Below are 24,068 nucleotides of genomic sequence, written 5' to 3' on the forward strand. Positions count from 1 at the left end.
AGCCGGGCGGTGCCGCGGCCGCCGCCAGCGGCAGGATGTACGACAGGCGCGACGCTGCCGATTCGCTGCGCCGGGTCGGCTCCGCTCCGCGTCCATCCCTCCGGGGAGCGATGCTAGACCCGGGGCCGGGCGTCAGCCCAGCCCGATCGCCGCGATCCGGCGCCGCAGCGCCTCCAGCCCGTGGTCGCGGATGCCGAGCGCGACCAGATGGTCGAGGGTCGAGCGGAAATATTCCTGGCAGCTGCCGAGCTGGCCGCAGGCCAGGGCCAGCACCCGTGCCGTCTCTTCCTCGCTCAGCCGGCCGGCATAGCGCGGCTGGGTCCGGTTGATGGTGAAGGCGATCGCCCGCACCGGGCCCTCCGGCGTCGCTGCCGTCACCCAGCGCGGGGTGTAGGATGCGGTCACCATCTCGCGCCGCCAGATCAGGTCGAGCTCCTCCTCCACCGCCGCGGCGGCGATGCGGAACACCACGCCGCGGCAGGTGCCGCCGCGGTCGAGGCCCAGCACCAGGCCCGGGCGGTCGGGCGTGCCGCGGCCGAGCTCCGTCCACAGGCAGAAGCGGCGGTGCCAGCCATGGATCAGCCCGGTGCGGCGCTCGACGAAGTGGAAGGCCGGGTTCCAGATCAGCGAGCCGTAGCCGAACACCCAGACATCGCCGCCGGCGGCCTGCTCCGTCGCCAGGATCGCCCGGCGCGATTCGGCCAGCGCCTCGAAGGACAGCACCTCCGCGGTCGGGTCGGCGGCCACGATCATGCGCTGCAGCACGCCGCTCTTCAGCGATTCGCGGGTGATGGCGGTCGGCTCGGCGACCGTCGGCACTTCGCTCACGGCGTCTCCCACCGGCCGGTGTGGGCGGAGCGGAAGACCGCGTCGATCACCTGCATGTTGGCCAGCGTGTTCTCCAGCGGCACCGGCTGCTCGCCGCCCTTCAGGATCGCCTCGGCGAAGGCGGCGGCGGCGACGCCGTACTGGTCGCAGGCCGGGACCTCGATTGGCTTGATGCCGTCGCCGAACAGGCTCGACCCGTCATCCAGCAAGAGGCGGCAGGGCCGGTCGTTCGGGGCGTTGAACGGGATTTCCACCTCGATCCGGCCCTTGGTGCCCAGGAACTGCATGCGCTGATAGCCGGGGATCTGGGTCGAGTAGACGAAGCTGGCCTGGATCCCGTCATAGTCCAGCAGGATGCTGCCCAGCCGGTCGACCTTGAACACCGGGTCGCGGTCCAGGAGCGACACCACGCGGCGCGGCTCCCGCCCGGTGATGAAGCGCGAGGTGGTGATCGGATAGCAGCCGATGTCCAAGAGGCCGCCGCCGCCGATATCGGCCTTGTTGCGGATGTTGTTGGGGTCGATGTTGCGATAGGTGAAGGCGCCGGTCACCGCCCGCAGCTCACCGATCGCGCCCTCCTGCACCAGCTCCCGCAGCTTCAGCCATTGCGGATGGGTGCGCACCATGAAGGCTTCCTGGATGCGCCGGCCGCTCTTGTCGCGCGCCGCGATCAGCCGCCGCGCCTCCTCGGCGTTCAGCCCGATCGGCTTCTCGCACAGCACATGCTTGCCGGCCTCGGCGGCCTTGATGGTCCATTCGACATGCAGATGGTTCGGCAGCGGGATGTAGACCGCGTCGATCTCCGGGTCGGCCAGCAGCGCCTCGTAGCTGTCATAGGCAACCGGCAGCCCGTATTTCGCCGCCGCGGCCGCGGATTTCTCCGCCGAGCGCGAGGCGATCGCCTTGACCCGGCAGTGCCGGGCCGTGGTCATCGGCGGGACGACCTTGTCGTTGATCTTGGCGGCGCCCAGCACGCCCCAGACGATCGTTCCTTCGGCCACGCCTGTCTCCTCTCGACTGCAAATGCCCGACGTTTTCGCAAATCCAGCCGATCCTATCGGCTCCTGAGGCGGGTGAGGAGCGCTCAAGGCGCGGGCAGGGGATGCGGTTCGGGCGACCCGTCCAGCGCCGGCACCGGCGCGAGATCGGCGACGGCGCAGAGCCGCTGCACCACCGCCGCGCGCGGTGACGCGACCTCGCCATGCTCATAGGCCACGACCTGCAGCCGCCCGGCCACGGCCTCCAGCAGCTCCCCGGCCTTCAGCAGATAGGCCGGGGTGGACGGGCGGCCGAAGCGCTGGTTGCCCTGGGCGAAGGTCTCGTAGATCAGCACCCCGCCCGGGGCCAGCGCCTCGGCGATCACCGGCAGCAGCGGCCGGTGCAGGTAGTTGGCGACGACGATGCCGGCGAAGCGGCGCCCGGCGAAGGGCCAGGGGCCGGCCTCGATGTCGGCCTGCACGATCTCGACCCCCTCCGTCCCCGCCAGGTCCGCCACCCCCTGCAGCTCGATGTCGACGCCGGCCACGGCATGGCCGTGGGCCCGGAAATGCCGCAGATGGCGGCCGCTGCCGCAGGCGAGATCCAGCACCGGGGCGGTCTTCGGCACCAGCGGCGCGAAGCGCGCGACCCATGCGGACACAGGGGGGATATGCGGCATCGGCGAGATGTGAGGCGTCATTTTCTTTGCGGCCCGGGACAGACCATCGTATGACAAAAGCGGAGCATGGAATGCGATGATCCTGTACGAATTGCGATGTGAGGGCGGCCACGGCTTCGAGGCCTGGTTCCGCAACAGCGACACCTATGACGCGCAGGTCGCGGCGGGCGAGGTCAACTGCCCGATCTGCGGCAGCGGTTCGGTCGAGAAGGCGCCGATGGCGCCCGCGATCGCCAAGCGGTCATCGGCCAAGCGCTCGCCGGAAGACGGGCACCGGACCCACACCACCATGGCCGAGGCCCGCCGCGAGCTGGAGGCGTTGCGCCGCCGGATCGAGGAAAATTGCGAGTATGTCGGCGACCGCTTCGCCGAGGAAGCGCGCAAGATCCACCACGAAGAAACCGCGCATCGCGACATCTACGGCGAGGCGACCGAGGCCGAGGCGCGCGAGCTCGAGGAGGAAGGCATCGGCGTCGCCCGCATTCCCTGGGTGTCGCGCACCGATTCCTGATCGCGCCGGCCGGTCCGGCCCGCCACCACCTTGATTTGATCGGAACCGCGGTTTCTGCCCGCCTTCCGTGCGCCGTCTCTTGTCACCGCCTCTCCTTACGGGTTAGTGGGGTGTATGCTGGGGGCCGTCGGTTCATGCCGTCGAGTCTCCACGGCGTGCCCCTGATCTTATGGCGCGGGCTAATGAATATATGTCTTTTGTCCAATAATTATCGGACGATGTTCTTCGAGAGGATCGGGCGCGGCCTCGAGCGGAAGGGGGTTGGGGTCTTCTGGATTGCGGCCAGCCGGCGGTGGGCGGACGCGCTGATCAAGAAGGGCTGGCGCCGCGACCGGATCCTCTGCCTCGCCGATTTCAAGGATGAATGGCGCGCGGCGCCGCCGGCGGACCCGGACGATCCCGGGCTGACCGAGCTCGAGACCGGCGGGCTGGCCGCCAACGAAGTCGTGCTGATGGACCGGGAGCTGTGCAAGCGGCCCTATGGCAAGGCCTATCTGGCCGTGGCCGCGCGGGAAATATCGCGCTTCCTGCAGGCCCACGACATCCGGGCCGCGTTCGGCGAGCAGACCTGGGCCTTCGAGCTGGCCACGGCGCTGCTGTGCAAGGCCCAGGGGCGGGGCTATTTCGTCCCGGCCACGGTGCGGGTGCCGTCCGACCGCTTCGGCTTCTTCACCGACCACAGCCAGACCGGGATCTATGAGGTCCGCAAGCCGGACCGGTCGGACCGCGAGGCCGCCGACGCCATCCTCGAGGCGCTGCGCGGCCGCACCTACCGGCCCTACTACTTCCACATCAACAACAAGATCCGGTTCTTCCGCCGCCACTGGCTCGGCGAATCCGTGGTGCAGACCTTCTCCAAGGTGACGGACGGCGACGAGACCCTGCCGACCCTGGCGCACCGCTCGCGCTGGCGCTTCAGCCGGATCGTCAACACCTACCGGGTCCGCTGGCAGAAGCCGTTCGAGCGCGACGGCATCCCGGGCACGCGACCCTTCGTGCTGGTGACGATGCACATGCAGCCGGAGGCGTCGATCGACGTCGTCGTCCACCGCAAGGCGAACCAGATCGAGAATGTCCGGGCCCTGTCGCGGGTGATCCCGCATGGCTGGGAGATCTACGTCAAGGAGCATTCGAACGCGCTCGGTTTCCGCCCGCTGCGCTATTATGACGAGCTGCGGCGGATCCCCGGCGTCCGCCTGGTCGATCCCCATGCCGACACCTTCCGGCTGATGGAGGCGGCGAAGCTGGTGCTGTCGCCCTCCGGCACGGTCTGCCTCGAGGCCGGCCTCCTCGGCCTCAAGGCCGCGACCTTCGCGCCGATGTACTTCGCCCCGGTGATGTCGCCCGGCACGATCGACCTGTCGGCACTGACCCGCGCCGGCTTCGAGCGGCTGCTGCAGCGCGACGACCGCGACGGCCGGGCCGAGCCGGCCGCCTTCCTGAGCTGGCTCTACGCCCAGTCCTTCCCCGGCCGGGTCGGGGATCCGGTCCACGACCCCGGCAGCATGACCGAGGAGAACGTCGCGATCGTGGTCGATGGCTTCATGACGCTGCTCCGGGTCGTCGAGGCGCGTCGGCAACTGGATGCGAGCGCGGCATGACCCTCGCCAGCGACCATCATCGCCTCAGCCCCGTGCCCAGCACCGCCGACATCGCGCCCGACCGCCAGCGCACGAACGAAACCATCGCCCAGGACCTGATCGGTTCGGCCTGGCGCCACAAATGGCTGGTCGCTTTTATCACGGTGGTGGCGATCGGCCTCGGCGTGGCCTGGGTCCTGGTGGCGCCGAAGCGCTACACCGCGCGGCTCGTCATCATGCCGACCGAGGCGTCGCAGCAGCTGTCCGACCTGGTGCGCAACGCCGGCGCCTCGGTGATCGCCAATTCCTTCACCAGCCTGACCGGCAACGAGCAGATCACCTATTTCGACCGCTTCTCCAAGCAGCTCACCTCGGTGAACACGGCGTCGGCGCTGAAGGAGCATGCCGGGCTGATCGAGAGCCTGATGAATCTGCGCTGGAACGACCAGAAGAGGTTCTGGGAAGCCGATTCGTTCCTCACCCCGGTCAAGGCCTATTTCGGCCTCGACACCGACGTCGACACCAGCGCCCAGGCGGTCGCCGAATTCCTGCGCAAGAATCTCAACCAGGAGCAGGACCGGGATTCGCCGATCACCACCCTGTCGCTCGACGCCACCGACGCCGAGGTGGCGCGCCGCACCCTGGGCTATCTGCACCAGTACAGCGACGATCGGATCAAGCAGGCGATCTATCAGCAGACCCAGAACAAGCTCGAATACCTGCAGCGGCGGCTGCAGAGCGTCACCGTCAACGACTATCGGCAGACCCTGATCGGCCTGATCCTGGACCAGGAGAAGATCCTGATGCTGATCCAGCCGAACCTGCCCTTCGCCGCCGAGGCGCTGGAACCGCCGGAGGTGCTGTCGGAGCCGACCTCGCCGAGGAAGGCCCGCATCCTTGCCGTGGCCGGGCTGCTCGGCCTCGTGCTCGGCACCTTCTTCGCCTATCGCCTCGACCGCAGGCGCCGAGGCTGAGCCCGGCAGCGAGGCGCTGGGACTAGGCGGTCTGGCTGACCGGGCGGAGCTCGGCTCCGAGGGTCCGCTGCACCAGGTCGCGCAGCCCCTCCTCGAGCGACCATTTCGGGGTCCAGCCCAGCGCCGAGCGGATCTTGCTGGTGTCGGCGGAGAGCGACGGGCGGTCGAACTTGCGGAACTGCCCCCTGTCCTCGACCACCGGCCGGGGGTCGCCGGCCAGGCGCCGGAGGGTCTCGACCACGTCGCGCACCGGCGTCGGCACCGACGAAGCGACATTGAACGCCTCGAATCGGCCGGTGTCCTGGAACAGCGCGGCGATGGCGGCGTCGACGATGTCGGCGATGTGGATGAAGTCGCGAGTGGCGCCGAGATAGCCCATGCGGATCTCCGGCTGCGACCGGTCGCGCATGCGCGTCAGGGCGTCGGGGATCAGATGCGGGTTGGTCTCGCCCGGGCCGAAGGCGTTGGCGAAGCGCAGGGCCACGCCGGACAGCCGGTCGTTGGTCCGGGTGGCATAGGCCAGCAGGTCCTCGCCCAGCAGCTTCGACAGGCCGTAGGCGTTGACCGGGGCGGGCTGGTCGGTCTCGCGATGGACCCGGTCGACCGCGGCGTAGACATCCATGGTCGAGGCGAAGACGACCTTGCGCGCCGGCGTGCGCTCGAGCGCGCGCAGCACCAGCTCGGTGCCGCGGACATTGGTGGCGAAGGTCTCGTCCGGGTGGCTCATGCAATAGGGGATGAAATGGATCGCGGCGAAATGGATGGCGCCGTCCGGCTGGAACTCCTCGGCCGCCTCCATGAGCTCGGTGCTGCTGCAGGTGCCGAGGTCGAGGCGCTTGAGCACCGCCTCGCCGGGCAGCGAGCTCTCGCGGCCGAAGGACAGGTTGTCGACGGCCAGGATCTCGTGGCCGTCGCGCGCCAGGCGCCGGGTGATCTGGCTGCCGATGAATCCGGCCGCGCCCGTGATCAGAATGCGCATGAGCCCTGAACCTCCACCTTCGAGATTCCGGCCACGGCCCGGCCCTCGATCCGTTCCGCGAGCGCCTGCCAATCCAGCTCGTCGGCGCGATCCAGCCCGCGCCGGGACAGCTCCTCCCATCGGTCGGCGGCGCTGATCAGCCCGCCGGCAAAGGCCTCGATCTCCGGCTCGGTGACGATGCCGCAGCCGTAATGGTCGACGACGTCGCCGGTGCCGTTCTCCGGGAAGCGCGCGGTCACCGTCGGCAGGCCGCTGGCCATGGCCTCGGCGACGATTCGGGGAAAGCCCTCGCGCCGGCTCGGGATCGCCAGCAGCCTGGCCCCGCCCAGCAGGTCGATCTTCTGCTGCTCGTTGACCGCACCCAGGATCCGGATCTGCGCCGCGGCCGGCGAGGCCGCCGCATGGGCGCGCAGCGCCGGCATGTCGGGGCCGTCCCCGGCGATCAGCAGCGCGTCGCCGCCCAGCGGTCCGACCTGGTTGTGGCCGGCCGTCTTCAGCCGGGCGAAGGCGTCGATCAGGAAGGTCAGGTTCTTGTGCGCTGTAATGCGGCCAAGATACAGGATGTCGCGGCGCTCCGCGGCCGGCAGGCTGCGATAGGCGGACCGGCGGATGCCGCTCGGCAGATAGAAGACCGGCCGGCCGGAGACGGCGCCGATGTGGTCGCACACGGCCAGGCCGACGCCCATGTTCTGCCCGCTCAGGCGCGGCAGCATCCATTGCATGAAACGGTAGAAGCGGGCGTTGCGCACCTCGCACCAGTCGACGACTGCGCGCTTCCGGGCGCTGCGCGGCGCGAAGGCGATATGCGCCAGGGGCCATTGGTTGAACAGGCTGAGGTCGAAGCTGCGCGTCTTGAGAACGCTTCGCACCCAGGCTGCATATTTTAGTATGGTGATCGGATTCCGAGGCAATACACGAGATTGCGGCCGGCGATAGTGCTCATCCACCGGAAAGCGATGAACTTCGATACCACCCAGAGTTTCCCGTTCCAGCAGATCTCGCCGGTGCGCGATACAATATACCGAGACCTCGTGACCGCGCTCCCGAAACACTTGCGCGAGTTCGGCAAAGCGAATTTCCTGCCCGCCAATGCTCGGAGGATACAATTCGGTGAAAATCCCGATATTCATCCCGGCTCACCAGCAGAGGCGCACAATATAGCATGCGCTAATTTTATTGAACTGATTAACAAGAATTAGATAGCACAGTGCGACTGGCGGCAACACAAATTCCACGGCAGCGCTGCCGTCAGCCTCCTCTCGGCGCAGCTTCGGACCGGCCCGGCCAGGCATCGAGCCATAGCTGCTCGGCCAGGGCCTCGCGGAAATTATGCTGCGGGGCATAGCCGATCGTCTGTCGCGCCGCGTCGATGGCATAGATCCGGTCGATCGTGGCCGGCAGCCTCCAGCCGAGCTGCCGATAGGCGCCTTCGACAAAGGGGTGGTGCCGGCGTAGCACCGGCAGCGGGTCCCGGCGCAGATGCGCGCAATCCTCCGGCGCGAAAGGGCTGGCGGCGGCGATGTTCAGCACCGCGGTCCTGCCGACCGGCCGTTCCGCCGCCAGGAGATGGGCCGCCGCGACGTCGCGCGGATCGACGCCGCGATACAGCCGGTCGTTCACCGTCTCGTTCGGCGGCGCCGGGAAGAACCGGCCGCAGCGCAGGATCAGGCAGCCGTCCGGGAAGGATCCGGCAGCCGCCAGGACCAGGGCCTCGGCGTCGTGCTTGCTCTCCTCATAGGGCGTCTCCGGCGCCGCCGGCAGCGCCTCGGTCACCCAGACCGCGGCGCCGGCATCGCGGATCGCGCCGCCATAGAGCGCGGTGGTGCTGGTCAGCACCAGCCGCCGCACCCCGGCGTCGCGCGCCGCCGCGATCACCGCCTCGGTGCCGCCGACATTGATCCGCCGGATCTCCCCGGCCACGGACGGCCCGTCCGGGCCGCCGTTCAGCCCGGCCGTGTGGATCACGGCCCGGGCGCCGCGGAAGGCCCGGCGCAGGGTCACGCCGTCCAGGATGTCCGCGCGATGGGTCACGGTCGGCGCCTCGGCCCGGTCGATCCCCGCCACCGGCCCCGCGCACAGCAGCGAGGTGACGATGCGGGAGCCGAGATAGCCGGCGCTGCCCGTGACGACGATCATCCCGGCTTGGCCGCCGTCAGGATGTAGTTCACCGCCAGATGGTGCGGCGCCAGCCGCCAGCCGCCGCGCGGGTCCGGCACCATGCCGGCGATGTCGCCGACCTCCAGCCCGGCCCGGCGCAGCGCCGCCGCCAGCTCGTGCGGCTTCAGGAACTTGCGCCACTCATGGGTGCCGCGCGGGATGATCCGCAGCAGGTGCTCGGCGCCCAGGATGGCGACGGCCCAGCTGCGGCGGGTGCGGTTCAGGGTCGACATCACCAGCGTGCCGCCCGGCCGCAGCAGCGTCGCCAGGGCGTGGCAGAAGGCATCGACATCGGCGACATGCTCGACGATCTCCAGCGCCAGCACCGCGTCGAAGCGGATGCCGGAGGCGGCGAGATCCTCGGCGCTGCTGCAGCGATAGTCGATGGCGAGGCCGGATTCGGCGGCATGGGCACGGGCGACGCCGATCGCCTCGGCCCCGGCATCGACCCCCGTGACCGCGGCGCCCAGCCGGGCCATCGGCTCGGACAGCAGGCCGCCGCCGCAGCCGATGTCGAGGATCCGAAGGCCGGACAGCGGCTTCGGCGCCAGCGGGTCGCGGCCCAGCCGGGCGCAGATCCGGTCGCGGATATAGCCGATGCGCAGCGGATTCATCCGGTGCAGCGGACGGAACTTGCCGTCCGGGTCCCACCAGTCCGCCGCCATCGACTCGAAGCGGGCGATCTCGGCGGAATCGATCGTCGCCGCCGGGCTTTGCGCCATGAAGAAGGGTCCTCGTCTTTAAACCTTGCATCGCCGACAGCGACGCCGCACGGGGGACGTTGCGTCGGTCTCGGCGACGCAGTATGGGTAGCGGGCCTCGCGGCCGCAATGCCGGCATTCCGGCCCGCGGCGTCCCTGTCACTTCAAACCCGCGGCGGCCGATGGCGCGCATTGTTCAGAAGTTTGGCGGCACGTCGGTCGCCGATGTCGAGCGGATCAAGAACGTCGCCCGTCGGGTGCAGGCGGAGGTCGCGCGCGGCAACCAGGTCTCGGTCGTGGTGTCGGCGATGTCCGGCGTCACCAACCAGCTGGTGAAGCACTGCAACGACATCTCGCCGCTGCATGATCCGCGCGAATACGATGCGGTCGTGGCCTCGGGCGAGCAGGTCACCTCCGGCCTCCTGGCCCTGGCGCTGCAGGAGATCGGCCTGCCGGCGCGGTCGTTCCAGGGCTGGCAGGTGGCGGTGCACACCGACGGCTCGCACGCCAAGGCCCGCATCCTCGACATAGACGCCCGGCTGCTCGAAGAGTCGCTGGCGCGCGGCGAGGTGCCGGTGATCGCCGGCTTTCAGGGCGTCTCCGACGCTGGCCGCATCACCACGCTGGGCCGCGGCGGGTCCGACACCTCGGCGGTGGCGCTGGCCGCCGCGCTGAAGGCGGACCGCTGCGACATCTACACCGATGTCGACGGCGTCTACACCTGCGATCCGCGGATCGTGCGCAAGGCGCGCAAGCTCGATAAGATCACATATGAAGAGATGCTGGAGATGGCATCGCTCGGCGCCAAGGTGCTGCAGACCCGCTCGGTCGAGATGGCGATGAACCATCGGGTCCGGGTGCAGGTGCTGTCCAGCTTCGAGGATGTGCCGGGAACCCTGGTGGTGGACGAGGACGAGATCGTGGAGAAAGAGGTCGTCAGCGGGATCGCGTACAGCCGGGATGAGGCGAAGATCACCGTGGTCCGCGTGCCGGACCGGCCCGGCGTGGCGGCGGCGATCTTCGGGCCGCTGACCGATGCCAACATCAATGTCGACATGATCGTCCAGAACATCTCCGAGGACGGCCAGGCGACGGACCTGACCTTCACCGTCGGCAAGGCGGATCTGGAGCGCGCGGTCAAGGTGCTGTCCCAGCACAAGGAGACGCTGGGTTACAGCCACCTGATCCCGGACGAGAACGTGGTCAAGATCTCGGTGATCGGCGTCGGCATGCGCAGCCATGCCGGCGTCGCCCAGCGCATGTTCAAGGCGCTGGCCGAGAACGGCATCAACATCCAGGTGATCTCGACCTCGGAGATCAAGATCAGCGTGCTGGTGGCCGAGCAGTACACCGAGCTGGCGGTCCGCGCCCTGCACACCGCCTACGGCCTGGACAAGGCCTGATGGAGCGGGCCTGATGACCCGGCCGGCGGGCGGGCCCGCCCCGGGCATCGGGCCGTCGCGCCGCCTCCTCGCCCGCCTGCGCGACGTCATGGCGGGGTCGGGGACCGCGCAATCGCGGCTCGACAAGATCGTCAAGCTGATCGCCGCCGAGGTGGTGGCCGAGGTCTGCTCCTGCTACGTCTCCCGCCCGGGCGACGTGCTGGAGCTGTTCGCCACCATCGGCCTCAACCCCGACGCGGTGCACCGCACCCGGCTGCGGGTCGGCGAGGGCTTGGTCGGCGAGATCGCGTCGACGGCGCGGCCGCTGGCCATCGCCAACGCGCCCACCCATCCGAAATTCGCCTACCGCCCGGAGACCGGCGAAGATCCCTACGAATCGCTGATGGGCGTGCCGATCCTGCGCGGCGGCAAGGTGCGCGGCGTGCTGGTCATCCAGAACCAGATGAAGCGCAACTACTCCGAGGACGAGGTCGAGACGCTCGAGACCATCGCCATGGTGGTGGCCGAGCTGATCGTCGGCGGCGAGATCGCGCGGCCGGGCGAGGTGGCGAGCCCGACCGCGGTGTCACTGCCGGCCCGGCTGCACGGCATCGCCCTCAGCGGCGGCCTGGCCCAGGGCCTGGCGGTGCTGCACCGGACCCAGATCACCGTTCGCCAGATGGTCGCCGACGACCCGGTGGTGGAGCTGGAGCGTTTCCGCCAGGCGGTCGAGCACATGCACCGCTCGCTCGACGACCTGGTGGCCGACCACCACGCCGTCGGCATCGGCGAGGGCGGCGAGATCCTCGAGACCTACCGCATGTTCGCCGAGGATCGCGGCTGGCTCAGCCGGATCCACGAGGCGATCGACACCGGCCTGTCGGCCGAGGCGGCGGTGCAGCGCGTGCAGAACGACATGGCGGCGCGCATGGCCCGGGTCACCGACCCCTATCTGCGCGAGCGCCTGGTCGATTTCGACGATCTCGCCAACCGCCTGCTGCTGCATCTGGCCGGCCACAGCTCGGCCGCGGCGCTCGGCACCCTGCCGGACGACATGGTGCTGATCGCCCGCGCCATCGGCCCGGCCGAGCTGCTCGACTACGACCGGCGCAAGCTGCGCGGCCTGGTGCTGGAGGAGGGGTCGGCCACCAGCCATGTCGCGATCATCGCCCGCGCCCTCGACATCCCGGTGGTCGGCCGCTGCGTCGAGGCGATGCGGCTGATCGAGCCGCTCGACCCGATCGTGGTCGATGGCGACCACGGCAACGTCTTCGTCCGCCCGTCCGAGGACGTGATCGAGACCATCACCAAGGCGATCCAGGTCCAGGCCGGGCAGCGCAAGCTCTATGCCGAGGAGGCGCGGCTGCCGGCGGTGACGCGCGACGGCACCGCCGTGTCGCTGATGCTGAATGCCGGCCTGCTCTCCGACATGCCGCATCTCGACGCGGTCGGCGCCGACGGCATCGGCCTGTACCGCACCGAGATCCCGTTCATGGTGCGGTCGGAATACCCCAGCGTCGCCACCCAGACCGACCTCTACGCCCGGGTGATCGACCTGGCCGAGGGGCGGCCGGTGGTGTTTCGCACCCTCGATGTCGGCGGCGACAAGCGGCTGCCCTATTTCGCCGAGATCGACGAGGACAATCCGGCGCTGGGCTGGCGCGCCATCCGCATCGGCCTCGACCGGCCGGCGATGCTGCGCCAGCAGATCCGCGCCCTGATCCAGGGCGCTGCCGGGCGTCCCTTCGGGGTGATGTTCCCGATGGTGTCAGAGGTCACCGAGCTGGACGCCGCCCGGGCGCTGTTCGACCGCGAGGTGGCGCGCGCCACGGCCCAGGGGGTGCCGGTGTCGGACGAGATCCGCGTCGGGGTGATGCTCGAGGTGCCGTCGCTGCTGTGGCAGCTCGACCAGGTGCTGGCGGCGGCCGATTTCGTCGCCGTCGGCTCGAACGACCTGATGCAGTATCTCTACGCCGCCGACCGCACCAACACCCGGGTGGCGCAGCGCTTCGACACGCTGTCGCCGGGGCTGATCGCCGCCCTGGCCGAAGCGGCGGCGCGCTGCAACGCCGCCGGTCGGCGGATCAGCCTGTGCGGCGAGATGGCGTCGCGGCCGATCGAGGCGATGACCCTCCTGGGCCTGGGATTCCGCACCTTGTCGATGCCAGCGACGTCGATCGGGGCGGTCAGGACTATGGTCCGCAGCCTGGATCTCGGCGATTTCTCGCGCTGGTTGTCCCAGGTCCGCGCCAATGCTCGCGGTTCGCTGCGCCCTGCCATCCGCGCCTATGCCCTCGACCATGACGTCGCAATATAGTGCGGCGAGTCTCGGATTCGTTTTGCTGTGCCGCCGGAATCGTCTTAATAAAGATTGTCGTCTCGGTCGTGGGGGAGTGGGCCTCGACATCATGACAGGGCGACGTGCCGGCTTTCATCTGTAACACTTTAGCTCAGCACAAAGCGGCTCGAAAAACATGGCCCAGAGCAATCGGAAACATCTCGCCGTGGTTCACGAGGCCGCGGACTCCCCAGACAACCCTGTCGATGCCGGGGCGGTGGATCACGTGATCGACATGAGCGCACCGGTCGGCCGCATCCTCGCCCAGGCGCGCGAGATCGCCGGCTTCAGCCTGTACGACGTGGCCGCGGCGCTGCGCATCCGGCACGGGCTCTTGCAGGCGATCGAGGACGGCCGGCATCAGGACCTGCCCGGTCCGGTCTACGCCATCGGCTTCGTCCGCACCTATGCCGAGTTCCTCGGCTTCGACGGCGACCAGGTGGTGGCCCGCTTCAAGCGCGAATCCACCGCGGTCGAGAAGAAGCCCGACCTGGTGTTCCCGGCGCCGGTGCCGGAAGGCAGCCGCATCCCCGGCGGCGCGATCCTGATGATTGCGGTGCTGATCGGCGGCCTGGCCTATGCCGGCTGGTACTACCTGTCCTCGGCCAACCGCGACGTGGCGGCCGAGATCGCGGCCCTGCCGGCGCGCTTCTCGGCGCTGCTCGACGGTGGCACGCCGACAGATCCGAATCCCGGCCCGGTGGTGCAGCCGGCCGCCCCGAACAGCGGCCCCAGCCTGCAGGCAGCCGCCCCCGCGGCCGAACCCGGCCCCGGCGAGCGCATGACCGCCGGCCCGATCGTGCCCGGCCCGACCGCGCCGGCCGGCACCCCGGCCCTGCCGCTGCCGGAAACCCCGGCCCAGACCGCGGCGGCCCCGCCCGCCGTCCTGGCCGCAACCCCACCGCAGATCGCGGCAGCGGCGCCCCAGCCCCAGCTGCCGGCCACCATGGCCCTGGCCGACCGCCCGCTCGGCGCCGCTTTGGCGAACGAGCCGCCGGCGCCGCAGGTCCCGGGCCCCGGCGACAGCCGCATCATGCTGCGCGCCAGCGCCGACAGCTGGGTCCAGATCCGCGACCGCCAGGGCGGTCTGGTGATGACCCGGGTGATGGCGGCGGGCGAGACCTACGCCGTGCCGCCGCAGGAGGGCCAGCGCCTGACCACCGGCAATGCCGGCGGGCTGCAGGTCGAGGTCGACGGCACGCCGGTGGCGTCGCTCGGCGGCCCCGGCCAGGTCGTGCGCAACATCGCGCTCGATCCGCAGAAGCTGCGGGGCGCGCCGGCCGCAGCCAATTGAGCGGGGCCGGCTGCACATGGTCGCATTGCCGCCTGCCGGATTGCGGGATCGGCGTGAAAGGGCCATGTTGTCCCGCAACGAACGCCGCATCACCTAAGGTCCCGTCATGAGCGCCGTCCGCGCCTATCGCCAGATTCAACGCCGGAAGTCCCGCCTGATCCATGTCGGCAAGGTTCCGGTCGGCGGCGATTCGCCGATCACCGTCCAGTCGATGACCAACACCCGGACCAGCGACATCCAGGGGACGATCGACCAGATCCGGGCGCTCGAGATCGCCGGCGCCGACATCGTCCGCGTGTCCTGCCCGGACGAGGAATCGAGCGCGGCGCTGAAGCACATCGTGCCGGAAGTCACGGTGCCGATCGTCGCGGACATCCATTTCCACTACAAGCGCGGCATCGAGGCGGCCCAGAACGGCGCCGCCTGCCTGCGCATCAACCCCGGCAACATCGGCTCGAAGGAGCGGGTGGCCGAGGTGGTGAAGGCGGCCAAGGACCATGGCTGCTCGATGCGGATCGGCGTCAACGCCGGCTCGCTGGAACGCGAGCTCCTGGAGAAGTACGGCGAGCCCTGCCCGGAGGCGATGGTCGAGTCGGCGCTCAACCACATCCGGATCCTCGAGGACCACGACTTCTTCGACTTCAAGATCTCGTGCAAGGCGTCGGATGTGTTCCTCGCCGTCGCCGCCTACCAGGCGCTGGCCGAGGCCTGCGACTACCCGCTGCACATCGGCGTCACCGAGGCCGGCGGCCTGCGCAGCGGCACGGTGAAGTCCTCGGTGGGCCTGGGCATGCTGCTGTGGGCCGGCATCGGCGACACGGTCCGCGTCTCGCTCTCCGCCGATCCGGTGGAGGAGGTCAAGGTCGGCTTCGACCTGCTGAAGTCGCTCGGCCTGCGCCATCGCGGCGTCAACATCATCTCCTGCCCGTCCTGTGCCCGGCAGCAATTCGACGTGATCAAGACCGTCGAGGTGCTGGAGCAGCGCCTGGCCCACATCACCACGCCGATGACCGTCTCGGTGATCGGCTGCGTGGTCAACGGCCCGGGCGAGGCGACGATGACCGATATCGGCTTCACCGGCGGCGGCAAGGGCACACATCAGGTCTACATCAACGGCCTGCCGAACCACCGGCTGAAGGACGAGGGCATCGTCGACCACCTGGTCTCCCTGGTCGAGGACAAGGCCAAGCAGATCGAGGCCGAGCGTGCCGCCGCCGAGGCGGCCTCGGCCCAGGCGGCCGAATGAGCCTGCGCCTGAGAGAGCGCTAGCGGGTCCGTCGCCTCATCCGACCGGCCCGTTCCCTTGATTTGAGCCTTCCGTGCATCTCGACGAAAACCTGAACCGTGTCCTGTCCCGCGTGGCCGAGCTGCGCGACGGGATGAGCTCCGGCAAGCTGTCGCCGGACCAGTTCACCGCCTATTCCAAGGAATATTCCGAGCTCGAGCCGCTCGCCGAGGAGATCGAGGCGCTGCACCGCGGCCGGGCCGAGCTGGCCCAGCTCGAAGCCATGGCCGCGGCCGAGGCCGATCCCGAAATGCGGGCTTTGGCGCAGGAGGAGCTGGTCGAGCTGCGCGACCGGCTGCCGGCGCTGGAGCGGCGGGTGCAGGTGCAGCTGCTGCCGAAGGACGAGGCCGACGACCGCAACGCCATCCTCGAGGTCCGCGCCGGCACTGGCGGCGACGAGGCGGCGCTGTTCGCCGCCGACCTGTTCCGGATGTATCAGCGCTACGCCGCCATCCGCGGCTGGCGCTTCGAGGTGATGGACATCGCCGACACGCCGCTCGGCGGCTACAAGGAGGCCTCGGCCGAGATCAGCGGCCGCGGCGTCTTTGCCCGGCTGAAGTTCGAGAGCGGCGCCCACCGCGTCCAGCGAGTGCCGGAGACCGAGACCCAGGGCCGCATCCACACCTCCGCCGCCACCGTCGCGGTGCTGCCGGAGGCGGAGGAGGTCGACATCCAGATCGACGACAAGGACCTGCGGGTCGACGTGTTCCGGGCCCAGGGCGCCGGCGGCCAGCACGTCAACAAGACCGAAAGCGCGGTCCGCATCACCCATCTGCCGACCGGCATCGTGGTGGTGATGCAGGACGAGAAGTCGCAGCACAAGAACCGCGCCAAGGCGATGAAGATCCTGCGCGCCCGGCTGTACGAGGCCGAGCGGGCGGCCAAGGACGCGGTGCGCGCCGCCGACCGCAAGAGCCAGGTCGGCAGCGGCGACCGGTCGGAGCGGATCCGCACCTACAACTTCCCGCAGGGTCGGGTGACCGACCACCGCATCAACCTGACGCTCTACAAGATCGAGCGGGTGCTGGCGGGCGAGGCGCTGGACGAGCTGGTCGAGGCGCTGATCGCCGAGGACGAGGCCGCCCGCCTCGCCACCCTCGCCGACCAGCCGTGAGCATGGCGAAGGTCGCGGAGGCCCTGCGCGACGGCACCGCGCGGCTGGCCGCTTCCGGCATCGACAGCGCCCTGTCCGACGCCCGCATCCTGCTGATGGCGGCGCTGGGCATCGACCGCACCGGCCTGCTGTCCCGCGCCGCCGAGCCGCTGCCGCCGGAGGCCGCCGCTCGCTATGCGGCCCACCTGGACCGCCGGGCGGCGCGCGAGCCGGTGTCGCGCATCCTCGGGCATCGCGAGTTCTGGAGCCTCGATTTCGCGCTCGGCCCGGCGACGCTGGACCCGCGGCCGGACAGCGAGACCCTGGTCGAGGCGGCGCTGGCCGCCGCCCCGGACCGGCCGCTGCTCGTGCTCGACCTCGGCACCGGCACCGGCTGCCTGCTGCTCGCCGTGCTGCACGACCGTCCCGCCGCCTTCGGCATCGGCGTCGACCGCAGCGAGGCGGCGGCCCGGGTGGCGCGGGACAATGCGCGGGCCCTGGGCCTGGCCGGCCGCGCCACCTTCCTGGTCGGCGACTGGGCGACGGCCCTGGCCGGCCGCTTCGACCTCGTCCTGTCCAACCCGCCCTATATCCCCGATTCCGACATCGCGGCGCTGGAGCCCGAGGTGCGAGAGCACGATCCGCGCCTGGCCCTGTCCGGCGGGGTCGACGGGCTCGACGCCTACCGCGCCCTGGCGGCGGCGTTGCCGGATCTGCTGGCGCCCGGCGGCACGGCGGTGGTCGAGCTCGGCATCGGCCAGGCGGCCGACGTGGCGGCGCTGTTCCGCGGCGCGGGGCTTGACATCGCCGGCACGCCGCACGATCTCGCAAGCATACCGCGTTGCCTGGTTGCAACGTTGGGGACGAAAAAAGCATTTGGCCCGACGCCGGATTGCCGTTAGGGTCCCCTTATTCCGTCATTTCCGGGCTTGACCGCTTGAGGCGGCCGCCATTCCGGCGCTGGAAGCGACGATGACGCTGGGCCCGGCCGCATCAGGCGGCGGCGAGGGACGGCAGCGCGGCAAACAGCGATCTGCAGAAGCAAGGCTGATGAGACCAGGACCGAATTCGCGGCGTGCGCGCGGCAGGAACGGCGGTGGTGGGGGCGGCGGCGGTGGTGGTGGCGGTGGCCAGCAGCGCCGGCCGAACGCACTGCCCAACCGCAACCAGACCATCGACAGCAACGGACCGGACATCCGCATCCGCGGCAATGTCTTCCAGGTCTATGACAAGTACATGGGGCTGGCGCGCGACGCCCAGGCGTCGGGCGACCGCGTCATGGCGGAGAACTACCAGCAGCATGCGGAACACTATGTCCGCATCATCAACGCCATGAACGAGGCCTACGGTGCGCCGCAGCACCAGCCGAGCCAGGACAGCGGCCGCGACCAGCCGGGCGTCGATGCCGACTACGATCCGCTGACCAGCCCGCCGCAGCAGCAGCGCCGCGAGTTCGAGCCGCGCAACGACGGTGGCGATCGGCAGCAGCGGCGGGACTACGAGCCGCGCAACGATGGCGGCGACCGTCAGCAGGGCCGTGATTTCGAACCGCGCAACGACGGCGACCGCCCGCAGCGCCGGGAGTTCGAGGGGCGCGGTGACGACCGCCAGAACCGCGACCAGGGCTTCCGGAACCGGGAGCAGGGGTTCCGCGAGAACCGTCCGCCGCGCGATCGCGACCAGGGCTTCCGCGACCAGAATCGCGATCAGGGGCAGGGCCGCGATGAAGGGCAGCGCGACCGCTTCCGCGGCCCGCGCGACGGCCGTCCGGACTATCGCGGCGACCGGCCGCAGCCGCCGGATCTGAACGCGCCGCAGCCGCATATCCCGAGCCCGCTCGATCCGGCGCCGATCGAGAACCCGGCTTCGGCCAGCTTCGGCGCCGACCCGCGGGACCAGGAGGACAGCGGCCTCGACACCGAGCTCGCTCTGCCGGCCTCGATCGTCGCCCGGCCCCGCCGTGGCCGTCCGCCGCGAACACCGGCTCCGGCCGAAGCCGCGCTGCCGGACCAGCAGCCGGCTCCCGTCGCGCCGGCGCCCGCGCCGGTCCAGCCGCCGCAGCCCGAGGCCTCGGCGCAGCCGGGCCTGCCCGGCGTCGCGGCGGAGGAGGCCCCGGCCGCCCCGCCGAAGCGCCGGCCCGGCCGGCCGCGCAAGGTGAAGGTGGAGGACACCTCCGCCGAGCCGTCCAGCGGCGAGTAGATGTCCGATCCGAACCGAAAGCCCGGCGCTCCGCCGGGCTTTCGTAGTTTCGGGGAACCGCGCCGTCGGACCTCCTGTTGCTCAGGTATCTCCATGAGATCCTCAAGGAGGACCGATCATGCGCAAGACCTTGATGGCTGCCGCTTCCGCCGTCGCCCTGCTGGCCCTGCCGGCACTGGCGCAGACGACGACGCAGCCCCCCGCCGACACGACTGCTCCGGCCACCACCACGCCCGCCCCGTCGGCGGCCGCCCCCGCCAGCACGGTTCCGGAAGGTCAGCAGCAGCTTCCGGACACGCATATTCTCGGCTCCGACCTGATCGGCGCCAGCGTCACCAACGCCAATGGCGATTCGATCGGCAAGACCTCGGATGTGCTGGTCTCGAAGGACAGCAAGGCCGTGGATGCCGTGGTCATCGATGTCGGGGGCTTCCTCGGCATCGGCTCGAAATCCGTGGCCATCCCGCTCGACAAGCTGACCATCGGCGCCCGGCCCGATGAGGGCGTGAAAACGGCCATGACCAAGGAGCAGCTGGAAGCGCTGCCCGCCTTCGAGGGCCGCAAGGCCGAGGAGCCCGCGGCCCCGGCCACCGGCACCATGGGCGGCGGCACCACCGGCTCCACCGGCAGCGGTTCGGGCAACTAGCGCCCGGCTCTTTCGTCGCCGGCAGGGGCGGCGAAAGAGCCACCCCGTCGGTCCGGGAGAGATCCCGACCGGCGGGGTGGTCTCGTTTTTCTGGCTCGTCGGACGTCAAGCGTCTCGCGTTGCCTCTCCCGCCTGGCGGGAGAGGCAATATGCTCATTTCCTTAGCGCGATATGTCGGCCTTCACCGTACCCGGAACAGCGGCACCAACGGCTCGCAGCGCAGCTCCGCCCGCACCCGCTGCTGGCCGATCGCGGCCGAGAGCAGGGCGAAGACCTCGTCATAGATGGTCAGCACGCGGTCGACATCGGCCCGGCTGTGGGCATAGCTCATGTTGTGGCTGCCGAGCGAGAGCAGGCCGCGGGCGAAGATCTCCTGCAGCCACAGCGTCTTGATCTCGAAGGCGCTGGCGTCCGGCTGGTCCCTGATCGCCAGGAAGGTCCAGGACGGGTGGCCGGACAGCGACAGCACCTCGCCCAGCCTGTGCCGCTCGATCAGCGCCGCGGTGCCGTCGCGCAGGCTCGTGCCCAGCTCGGCCATGTGCCGGGTCACCGGCTCGCGCACCACCTTGTCCAGCGTCGCCCGAGCGGCCGCCAGCGACAGCGTCTCGCCGCCCATGGTGAAGGAGAAGAAGATCTCCTCCATCTCCATCATCAGGTCGCGCCGGCCGCACACCGCCGACAGCGGATATCCGTTGGCGATGCCCTTGCCCAGCGTGGTCAGGTCGGGGATGACGCCGAACAGCTCCTGCGCCCCGCCATTGGCGACGCGGAAGCCGGTGATGGTCTCGTCGAACACCAGCACCGCGCCATGCCTGGTCGCCCGCTCGCGCACCCCCTCCAGATAGCCCGCGGCCGGGAAGGCGACGTTCATCGGCTCCATCACGATCGCGGCCACGGCATGCTCGTCCAGCAGCCGGTCCAGCGCCGCCAGGTCGTTGTAGGGGAAGGTGTGGGTCAGGGCGCGGGTCGATTCCGGCACGCCGCGGTTGCGCGCGGTGGCGCCGATATACCAGTCCTGCCAGCCGTGATAGCCGCAGACCAGCACATGGTCGCGGCCGGTGTAAGCGCGGGCGACGCGGACCGCGCCGGCGGTGGCGTCGGACCCGTTCTTGCCGAAGCGCACCATCTCCGCCGACGGCACGATCGCCACCAGCCGCTCCGCCACCTCGGCCTCCAGCGGGCTCGACAGGCTGAAGATGGTGCCGTGGTCGACCTGCGCCTTGACCGCGGCGGTGACGTCCGGGTCGTTGTAGCCCAGCGTCACCGACGCCAGGCCGTTGATGAAGTCGATGTATTCGTTGCCGTCGACGTCCCACAGCTTGCTGCCCTGGCCGCGGGCAGCGAAATAGGGAGACACGCCGAGCGGATACTGCGTGATGCTCTTGCTGAAGGTCTGGGCGCCCAGCGGGATGGTCTGCCGGGCCCGGTCGAGCATCGCCTCGGATGCCGCGTAGCGTTCTGCCACTGTGGTCCTCACGGTTTGGCGGCGTCCTGGGCGAGCGAGCGCTCCAGGCCCTCGTTCCGCCGGTGGGCGCGGTTGAGCGCGGCGATCTCCGGATGTGCCGCCAGGAAAGCCAGGATATCCTCGGTGCCGAAGGCCGGGTTGGCCGGATACAGCGCGGCGTAGACCGCCCGCACCATCGCCAGGTCCTCCGGCGTGTCGACGGTCCAGCGCTGGTCGGACAGGTCGGTGTCGCCGACCAGGCTGCCCAGGCGGAACCGCTCCGGCCGGGTGTAGATGAAGCGGGTGACGTGCTCGCGCTCGGACGGCAGGGTCGCTTCGCGCCACGCCGCCTCCAGCACCTCGGCGCGCATCACCTCGGCGTCCAGCCCGTCGGGCCAGCGCGGCGTCAGCGTGTTGCAGGAATGGTCGTAGCCGCCGGCGACATGCATCTCGACCAGCCGGTCGATCAGCTCCGGGTCGATCAGCGGGCAGTCGCCGGTCAGGCGCACGATCTGGTCCGCCCCCCGGCCGGCCATGGCGGCGTGGAAGCGGTCCAGCACGTCGTCCAGGCTGCCGCGGAAGCACTCGACGCCGATCCGGGCGGCGAGCTCGACCAGCGCGTCGTCGGCGGCGTCGGTGCTGGTCGCCAGCACCAGCCGGTCGATCGTCCGGCAGCGCCGCAGCCGCTCGATCTGCCGCGCCAGCATCGGTTCGCCGAGCAGGTCGGCCATCACCTTGCCGGGCAGCCGCGACGAGGACATCCGCGCCTGCAGGATCGCCAGCACCGTCATGTCCGCTCCCAATAGGTCTCGTCGTCCAGGATGAAGCGCCCCTCCGGCCGGGTCCAGCCGGCGCGCGCGAAGGGCTCGGCTTCTGCCGCGGTCAGCCGGCGCAGCCCGAGCTGCTCGAAGGCCAGGCGGGCCGTCAGCGCCACCGCCTCGTCCTGCCAGGCGGCGGGCATGCTCTCCGCGCCCTGCAGGGTGAGGACGGCCTCGCCCGCGGCCCGGTCGACCGGGCCGATCCGGACGGTGCCAAGGGTGTCGCCGCTCTCCTTGGCCTGCACTGCCAGGACCGTGACGTCGCCAGAGGCCATCGGCCGCAGCGCCACGGCACTCCCGGTCAGGATCGCGGCCGGGCGGCCCCCGATGGGCCACAGCGCCGGGTTCAGCACCAGGTCGTCGATCGACTGCACAGGCTTCACCGGTGGCGGGGCCGCGGCCGCGGCGCGCAGGATGCCGGCCAGTTCTTCCGGCCGGGTCACGCCGACCAGGGCGGTGCCGATCTCCGGCCGCCCGATCACCGCGCCCAGCGCCGCGGCCAGCGGCTCGGCGCCTGAAGCGGCGACGGCGTCGCGCCAGCGCCGGACCAGGGCCGCCGCCTGCGGCGAGACGCCGGCGGTACGGCCGGGCGGGGCCAGCAGCAGCCCCTGCAGGAAGACCGAACGGGCGTGCAGCTCGATCCCGCGCCGCGCCAGCGCCGCCAGACGCGACGGGTCGATGCGCCCGTCGACCGCATTCCAGGGCAGCTGAACGATATCGAGCGGATAGCGGTTCAGCACGGCATCGAGCTGCCCGGCGCTGTAGATCGAGGCGCCGATGCGCTCGACCTCGCCGGCCCGCTTCAGATCTTCCATCGCCGCCCACAGCGCGGGGCCGCCGGGCCGCAGCAGGTCGTTGGCGTTGTGGGTCAAGAGGCTGGCCAGCCGGTCGCGGCGCAGCTTCGCCCGCGACCGGGCGAAGGCGTCCAGCACGGCGCGCCGGATGTCACCGTCGTCGCGCAGCCCGCCCAGGTGCTGCGTCTTGGTGACGATGCGGAAGCAGTGCGAGGCCGGCAGCACCTCGCCCAGCACCTGCTCGGCGGTGCCGTAGGCCGGGGCGGTGTCGAGGACACCGATGCCGGCAGCTTCTGCTGCCTCCAGGATCGCCGCCACATCCTCGGGCGGGCAGACGCCGCGGTCGTTGGCGATGCCGTAGTCGAGCCCGAACTGGGCGGTGCCGAGGCCGAGCGCCGCGGCGCCGCGCCAAGGCGGGGAGGCGTGCGGCGCGGCCGTCAAGATCCGGCCAGGCGGCGTCTCGGCGAGGCCCCGGCACCGTCCCCTTCGAGGACGCCGCGCTCGAACGCTTCGATCTCGGTCTTGTACAGCGGCAGTTCGCGGTCCAGGAATTCGGCGAGGCGGCTGGCGAAGCCGTGCTTCGGCAGCGCCTTGACCAGGCGCAGCATGGCGTCGTTGCCGGGCCAGAACTGGCCGCCGCGCCGGGCCTTCAGCGCCTGGTAATCCTCGACTAGGCAGCCGATCATCACCGCGTTGTCGACGGTCTCGCGCCCCTTCACGAAGCCCCGCCGCATCATCCCGTCGGTGAAATAGCCCAGCAGCTCCAGCCACTGGTTCCAGCGCGCCAGGCCGGGATGGGCCTGGCCGGCCCAGATCCGGTCCAGCCCCATGCGCTGGAAGGCGTGCTCGGTCACCCGCGCCATGGCCTCCAGCTGCATCAGCTGGCGTCCCGGCGGCGGCTTGCCGACCACCAGCGAGATCTGGGCCGAGCGGGCGACCCAGTCGATCGCCGACAGCGAGATGATGCCGTAGAGCGGCCCGCCGCCCTTGCCGCAGATCAGCACGGCGAAGCGGTCGCGCTTGCGGATCGATTCGAGGAAGCTGCGCTGGTCCTCGACATGGTTCGGGTAGATGCCCTGGGCCAGCCAGCGCGTCGTCCGGGCGTCGTTGAACCAGTCGGCCCAGCCATTGGTGATCGCCTGCTCGGACGGGACGCAGAGATCGACGGTCTCGCCCTCGATGAAGGGGGAATAGCGCGGCGTCTCATCCGGCATCCGGCCGAATCCTCCTGCTGCTCCGCGGTCGCGCGCGCGGGCCGTCCCGGCGCCTGCCGGAAATCCCTTCGCCCTGGCGCAGCACAGTCTGCAAATCGGCGATCCGCAATCGGTGGTCGAAACTTGGCTAACAGCAGCGAACAACGGGCCGGTCCTGTCAAGGAGAACCGGCAG

22 protein-coding genes are annotated in these 24,068 nt (G+C 70.4%); 11 read left to right on the plus strand and 11 right to left on the minus strand.

Annotated elements, in window-relative coordinates; all coding sequences use genetic code 11:
* Nucleotides 1–132: 132 nt before the first annotated feature.
* The 3 genes from AAHM41_RS26045 to AAHM41_RS26055 form a co-directional block, all read right to left on the minus strand.
* Nucleotides 133–828, minus strand: a complete 696-nt coding sequence (locus AAHM41_RS26045) for a gamma-glutamylcyclotransferase (protein WP_342239516.1) — start codon at nucleotides 826–828, stop codon at nucleotides 133–135.
* Nucleotides 825–1,829, minus strand: coding sequence for a Gfo/Idh/MocA family protein (locus tag AAHM41_RS26050; RefSeq protein WP_342239517.1), 1,005 nt, complete (start codon nucleotides 1,827–1,829; stop codon nucleotides 825–827). Before AAHM41_RS26050 ends, AAHM41_RS26045 begins: the two co-directional genes overlap by 4 nt.
* A gap of 83 nt (nucleotides 1,830–1,912) precedes the next feature.
* The gene (locus tag AAHM41_RS26055) at nucleotides 1,913–2,467 is read right to left on the minus strand and encodes a class I SAM-dependent methyltransferase (RefSeq protein ID WP_342239518.1); all 555 of its coding nucleotides are present in this window, start codon (nucleotides 2,465–2,467) and stop codon (nucleotides 1,913–1,915) included.
* A gap of 94 nt (nucleotides 2,468–2,561) precedes the next feature.
* Here AAHM41_RS26055 and AAHM41_RS26060 point away from each other — a divergent pair, with 94 nt between their 5' ends.
* The 3 genes from AAHM41_RS26060 (at nucleotide 2,562) to AAHM41_RS26070 (ending at nucleotide 5,550) form a co-directional block, all read left to right on the plus strand.
* Nucleotides 2,562–2,996: a DUF1178 family protein gene (locus AAHM41_RS26060; protein WP_342239519.1), complete on the plus strand. Its 435-nt coding sequence runs from the start codon at nucleotides 2,562–2,564 to the stop codon at nucleotides 2,994–2,996.
* A 218-nt stretch (nucleotides 2,997–3,214) separates the two neighbouring features.
* A complete protein-coding gene (locus AAHM41_RS26065) occupies nucleotides 3,215–4,597 on the plus strand; it encodes a hypothetical protein (RefSeq protein WP_342239520.1) in 1,383 nt (460 codons plus the stop codon).
* Nucleotides 4,594–5,550 (plus strand): Wzz/FepE/Etk N-terminal domain-containing protein, encoded by a 957-nt coding sequence (locus AAHM41_RS26070; protein WP_342239521.1) that lies wholly within the window; start codon nucleotides 4,594–4,596, stop codon nucleotides 5,548–5,550. Before AAHM41_RS26065 ends, AAHM41_RS26070 begins: the two co-directional genes overlap by 4 nt.
* 22 nt (nucleotides 5,551–5,572) lie before the next feature.
* Here the strand turns inward: AAHM41_RS26070 and AAHM41_RS26075 are convergent, their stop codons facing one another.
* The 4 genes from AAHM41_RS26075 to ubiG form a co-directional block, all read right to left on the minus strand.
* A complete protein-coding gene (locus AAHM41_RS26075; protein ID WP_342239522.1) occupies nucleotides 5,573–6,529 on the minus strand; it encodes an NAD-dependent epimerase/dehydratase family protein in 957 nt (318 codons plus the stop codon).
* A complete protein-coding gene (locus tag AAHM41_RS26080; RefSeq protein WP_342239523.1) occupies nucleotides 6,517–7,659 on the minus strand; it encodes a glycosyltransferase family 4 protein in 1,143 nt (380 codons plus the stop codon). Before AAHM41_RS26080 ends, AAHM41_RS26075 begins: the two co-directional genes overlap by 13 nt.
* Before the next feature lie 118 nt (nucleotides 7,660–7,777).
* Nucleotides 7,778–8,665 (minus strand): NAD-dependent epimerase/dehydratase family protein, encoded by an 888-nt coding sequence (locus AAHM41_RS26085; protein ID WP_342239524.1) that lies wholly within the window; start codon nucleotides 8,663–8,665, stop codon nucleotides 7,778–7,780.
* Nucleotides 8,662–9,408, minus strand: coding sequence for a bifunctional 2-polyprenyl-6-hydroxyphenol methylase/3-demethylubiquinol 3-O-methyltransferase UbiG (gene ubiG, locus AAHM41_RS26090; protein WP_342239525.1), 747 nt, complete (start codon nucleotides 9,406–9,408; stop codon nucleotides 8,662–8,664). The genes AAHM41_RS26085 and ubiG overlap by 4 nt, the downstream gene beginning before the upstream one ends.
* A 161-nt stretch (nucleotides 9,409–9,569) precedes the next feature.
* On the opposite strand from ubiG, the gene AAHM41_RS26095 reads away from it, so the two are divergent.
* The 8 genes from AAHM41_RS26095 (at nucleotide 9,570) to AAHM41_RS26130 (ending at nucleotide 19,624) form a co-directional block, all read left to right on the plus strand.
* Nucleotides 9,570–10,790 (plus strand): aspartate kinase, encoded by a 1,221-nt coding sequence (locus tag AAHM41_RS26095; protein ID WP_342239526.1) that lies wholly within the window; start codon nucleotides 9,570–9,572, stop codon nucleotides 10,788–10,790.
* Nucleotides 10,791–10,803: 13 nt separating this feature from the next.
* Nucleotides 10,804–13,086 carry a phosphoenolpyruvate--protein phosphotransferase gene (gene ptsP, locus AAHM41_RS26100; protein ID WP_342239527.1) on the plus strand — a complete coding sequence of 761 codons (2,283 nt, stop codon included), beginning with the start codon at nucleotides 10,804–10,806 and terminating at the stop codon, nucleotides 13,084–13,086.
* Between the two features lie 256 nt (nucleotides 13,087–13,342).
* Nucleotides 13,343–14,401 (plus strand): RodZ domain-containing protein, encoded by a 1,059-nt coding sequence (locus AAHM41_RS26105; RefSeq protein ID WP_342239528.1) that lies wholly within the window; start codon nucleotides 13,343–13,345, stop codon nucleotides 14,399–14,401.
* 106 nt (nucleotides 14,402–14,507) lie between these two features.
* Nucleotides 14,508–15,647 (plus strand): flavodoxin-dependent (E)-4-hydroxy-3-methylbut-2-enyl-diphosphate synthase, encoded by a 1,140-nt coding sequence (ispG, locus tag AAHM41_RS26110; RefSeq protein WP_342239529.1) that lies wholly within the window; start codon nucleotides 14,508–14,510, stop codon nucleotides 15,645–15,647.
* A gap of 73 nt (nucleotides 15,648–15,720) precedes the next feature.
* Nucleotides 15,721–16,800, plus strand: a complete 1,080-nt coding sequence (gene prfA, locus AAHM41_RS26115; protein WP_342239530.1) for a peptide chain release factor 1 — start codon at nucleotides 15,721–15,723, stop codon at nucleotides 16,798–16,800.
* A gap of 2 nt (nucleotides 16,801–16,802) precedes the next feature.
* The gene (prmC, locus tag AAHM41_RS26120; protein ID WP_342239531.1) at nucleotides 16,803–17,681 is read left to right on the plus strand and encodes a peptide chain release factor N(5)-glutamine methyltransferase; all 879 of its coding nucleotides are present in this window, start codon (nucleotides 16,803–16,805) and stop codon (nucleotides 17,679–17,681) included.
* A gap of 148 nt (nucleotides 17,682–17,829) precedes the next feature.
* Nucleotides 17,830–18,978: a DUF4167 domain-containing protein gene (locus AAHM41_RS40720; protein ID WP_446719488.1), complete on the plus strand. Its 1,149-nt coding sequence runs from the start codon at nucleotides 17,830–17,832 to the stop codon at nucleotides 18,976–18,978.
* A gap of 118 nt (nucleotides 18,979–19,096) precedes the next feature.
* A complete protein-coding gene (locus AAHM41_RS26130) occupies nucleotides 19,097–19,624 on the plus strand; it encodes a PRC-barrel domain-containing protein (protein WP_342239532.1) in 528 nt (175 codons plus the stop codon).
* A 181-nt stretch (nucleotides 19,625–19,805) separates the two neighbouring features.
* On the opposite strand, the gene AAHM41_RS26135 is transcribed toward AAHM41_RS26130, so the two are convergent.
* The 4 genes from AAHM41_RS26135 to AAHM41_RS26150 are packed head-to-tail and all read right to left on the minus strand — an operon-like array spanning nucleotide 19,806 to nucleotide 23,894.
* A complete protein-coding gene (locus AAHM41_RS26135) occupies nucleotides 19,806–21,089 on the minus strand; it encodes an aminotransferase class III-fold pyridoxal phosphate-dependent enzyme (RefSeq protein WP_342239533.1) in 1,284 nt (427 codons plus the stop codon).
* Between the two features lie 8 nt (nucleotides 21,090–21,097).
* Nucleotides 21,098–21,859, minus strand: coding sequence for a glycosyltransferase family protein (locus AAHM41_RS26140; RefSeq protein ID WP_342239534.1), 762 nt, complete (start codon nucleotides 21,857–21,859; stop codon nucleotides 21,098–21,100).
* Nucleotides 21,856–23,121, minus strand: a complete 1,266-nt coding sequence (locus AAHM41_RS26145; protein WP_342239535.1) for an aldo/keto reductase — start codon at nucleotides 23,119–23,121, stop codon at nucleotides 21,856–21,858. Before AAHM41_RS26145 ends, AAHM41_RS26140 begins: the two co-directional genes overlap by 4 nt.
* Nucleotides 23,118–23,894: a GNAT family N-acetyltransferase gene (locus tag AAHM41_RS26150; protein ID WP_342239536.1), complete on the minus strand. Its 777-nt coding sequence runs from the start codon at nucleotides 23,892–23,894 to the stop codon at nucleotides 23,118–23,120. The genes AAHM41_RS26145 and AAHM41_RS26150 overlap by 4 nt, the downstream gene beginning before the upstream one ends.
* Between the last annotated feature and the right edge of the window lie 174 nt (nucleotides 23,895–24,068).

The organism is Inquilinus sp. OTU3971, assembly GCF_038440215.1.

Excerpts from the sequence above, each read along its gene's own strand:
- AAHM41_RS26060 (WP_342239519.1), top strand. The coding sequence starts at position 2,562 with ATGATCCTGTACGAATTGCGATGTGAGGGCGGCCACGGCTTCGAGGCC.
- AAHM41_RS26065 (WP_342239520.1), top strand. The coding sequence starts at position 3,215 with ATGTTCTTCGAGAGGATCGGGCGCGGCCTCGAGCGGAAGGGGGTTGGG.
- AAHM41_RS26070 (WP_342239521.1), top strand. The coding sequence starts at position 4,594 with ATGACCCTCGCCAGCGACCATCATCGCCTCAGCCCCGTGCCCAGCACC.
- AAHM41_RS26075 (WP_342239522.1), bottom strand. The coding sequence starts at position 6,529 with ATGCGCATTCTGATCACGGGCGCGGCCGGATTCATCGGCAGCCAGATC.
- AAHM41_RS26080 (WP_342239523.1), bottom strand. The coding sequence starts at position 7,659 with ATGAATATCGGGATTTTCACCGAATTGTATCCTCCGAGCATTGGCGGG.
- AAHM41_RS26085 (WP_342239524.1), bottom strand. The coding sequence starts at position 8,665 with ATGATCGTCGTCACGGGCAGCGCCGGCTATCTCGGCTCCCGCATCGTC.
- ubiG (WP_342239525.1), bottom strand. The coding sequence starts at position 9,408 with ATGGCGCAAAGCCCGGCGGCGACGATCGATTCCGCCGAGATCGCCCGC.
- AAHM41_RS26095 (WP_342239526.1), top strand. The coding sequence starts at position 9,570 with ATGGCGCGCATTGTTCAGAAGTTTGGCGGCACGTCGGTCGCCGATGTC.
- ptsP (WP_342239527.1), top strand. The coding sequence starts at position 10,804 with ATGACCCGGCCGGCGGGCGGGCCCGCCCCGGGCATCGGGCCGTCGCGC.
- AAHM41_RS26105 (WP_342239528.1), top strand. The coding sequence starts at position 13,343 with ATGAGCGCACCGGTCGGCCGCATCCTCGCCCAGGCGCGCGAGATCGCC.
- ispG (WP_342239529.1), top strand. The coding sequence starts at position 14,508 with ATGAGCGCCGTCCGCGCCTATCGCCAGATTCAACGCCGGAAGTCCCGC.
- prmC (WP_342239531.1), top strand. The coding sequence starts at position 16,803 with ATGGCGAAGGTCGCGGAGGCCCTGCGCGACGGCACCGCGCGGCTGGCC.
- AAHM41_RS40720 (WP_446719488.1), top strand. The coding sequence starts at position 17,830 with ATGAGACCAGGACCGAATTCGCGGCGTGCGCGCGGCAGGAACGGCGGT.
- AAHM41_RS26130 (WP_342239532.1), top strand. The coding sequence starts at position 19,097 with ATGCGCAAGACCTTGATGGCTGCCGCTTCCGCCGTCGCCCTGCTGGCC.
- AAHM41_RS26140 (WP_342239534.1), bottom strand. The coding sequence starts at position 21,859 with ATGACGGTGCTGGCGATCCTGCAGGCGCGGATGTCCTCGTCGCGGCTG.
- AAHM41_RS26150 (WP_342239536.1), bottom strand. The coding sequence starts at position 23,894 with ATGCCGGATGAGACGCCGCGCTATTCCCCCTTCATCGAGGGCGAGACC.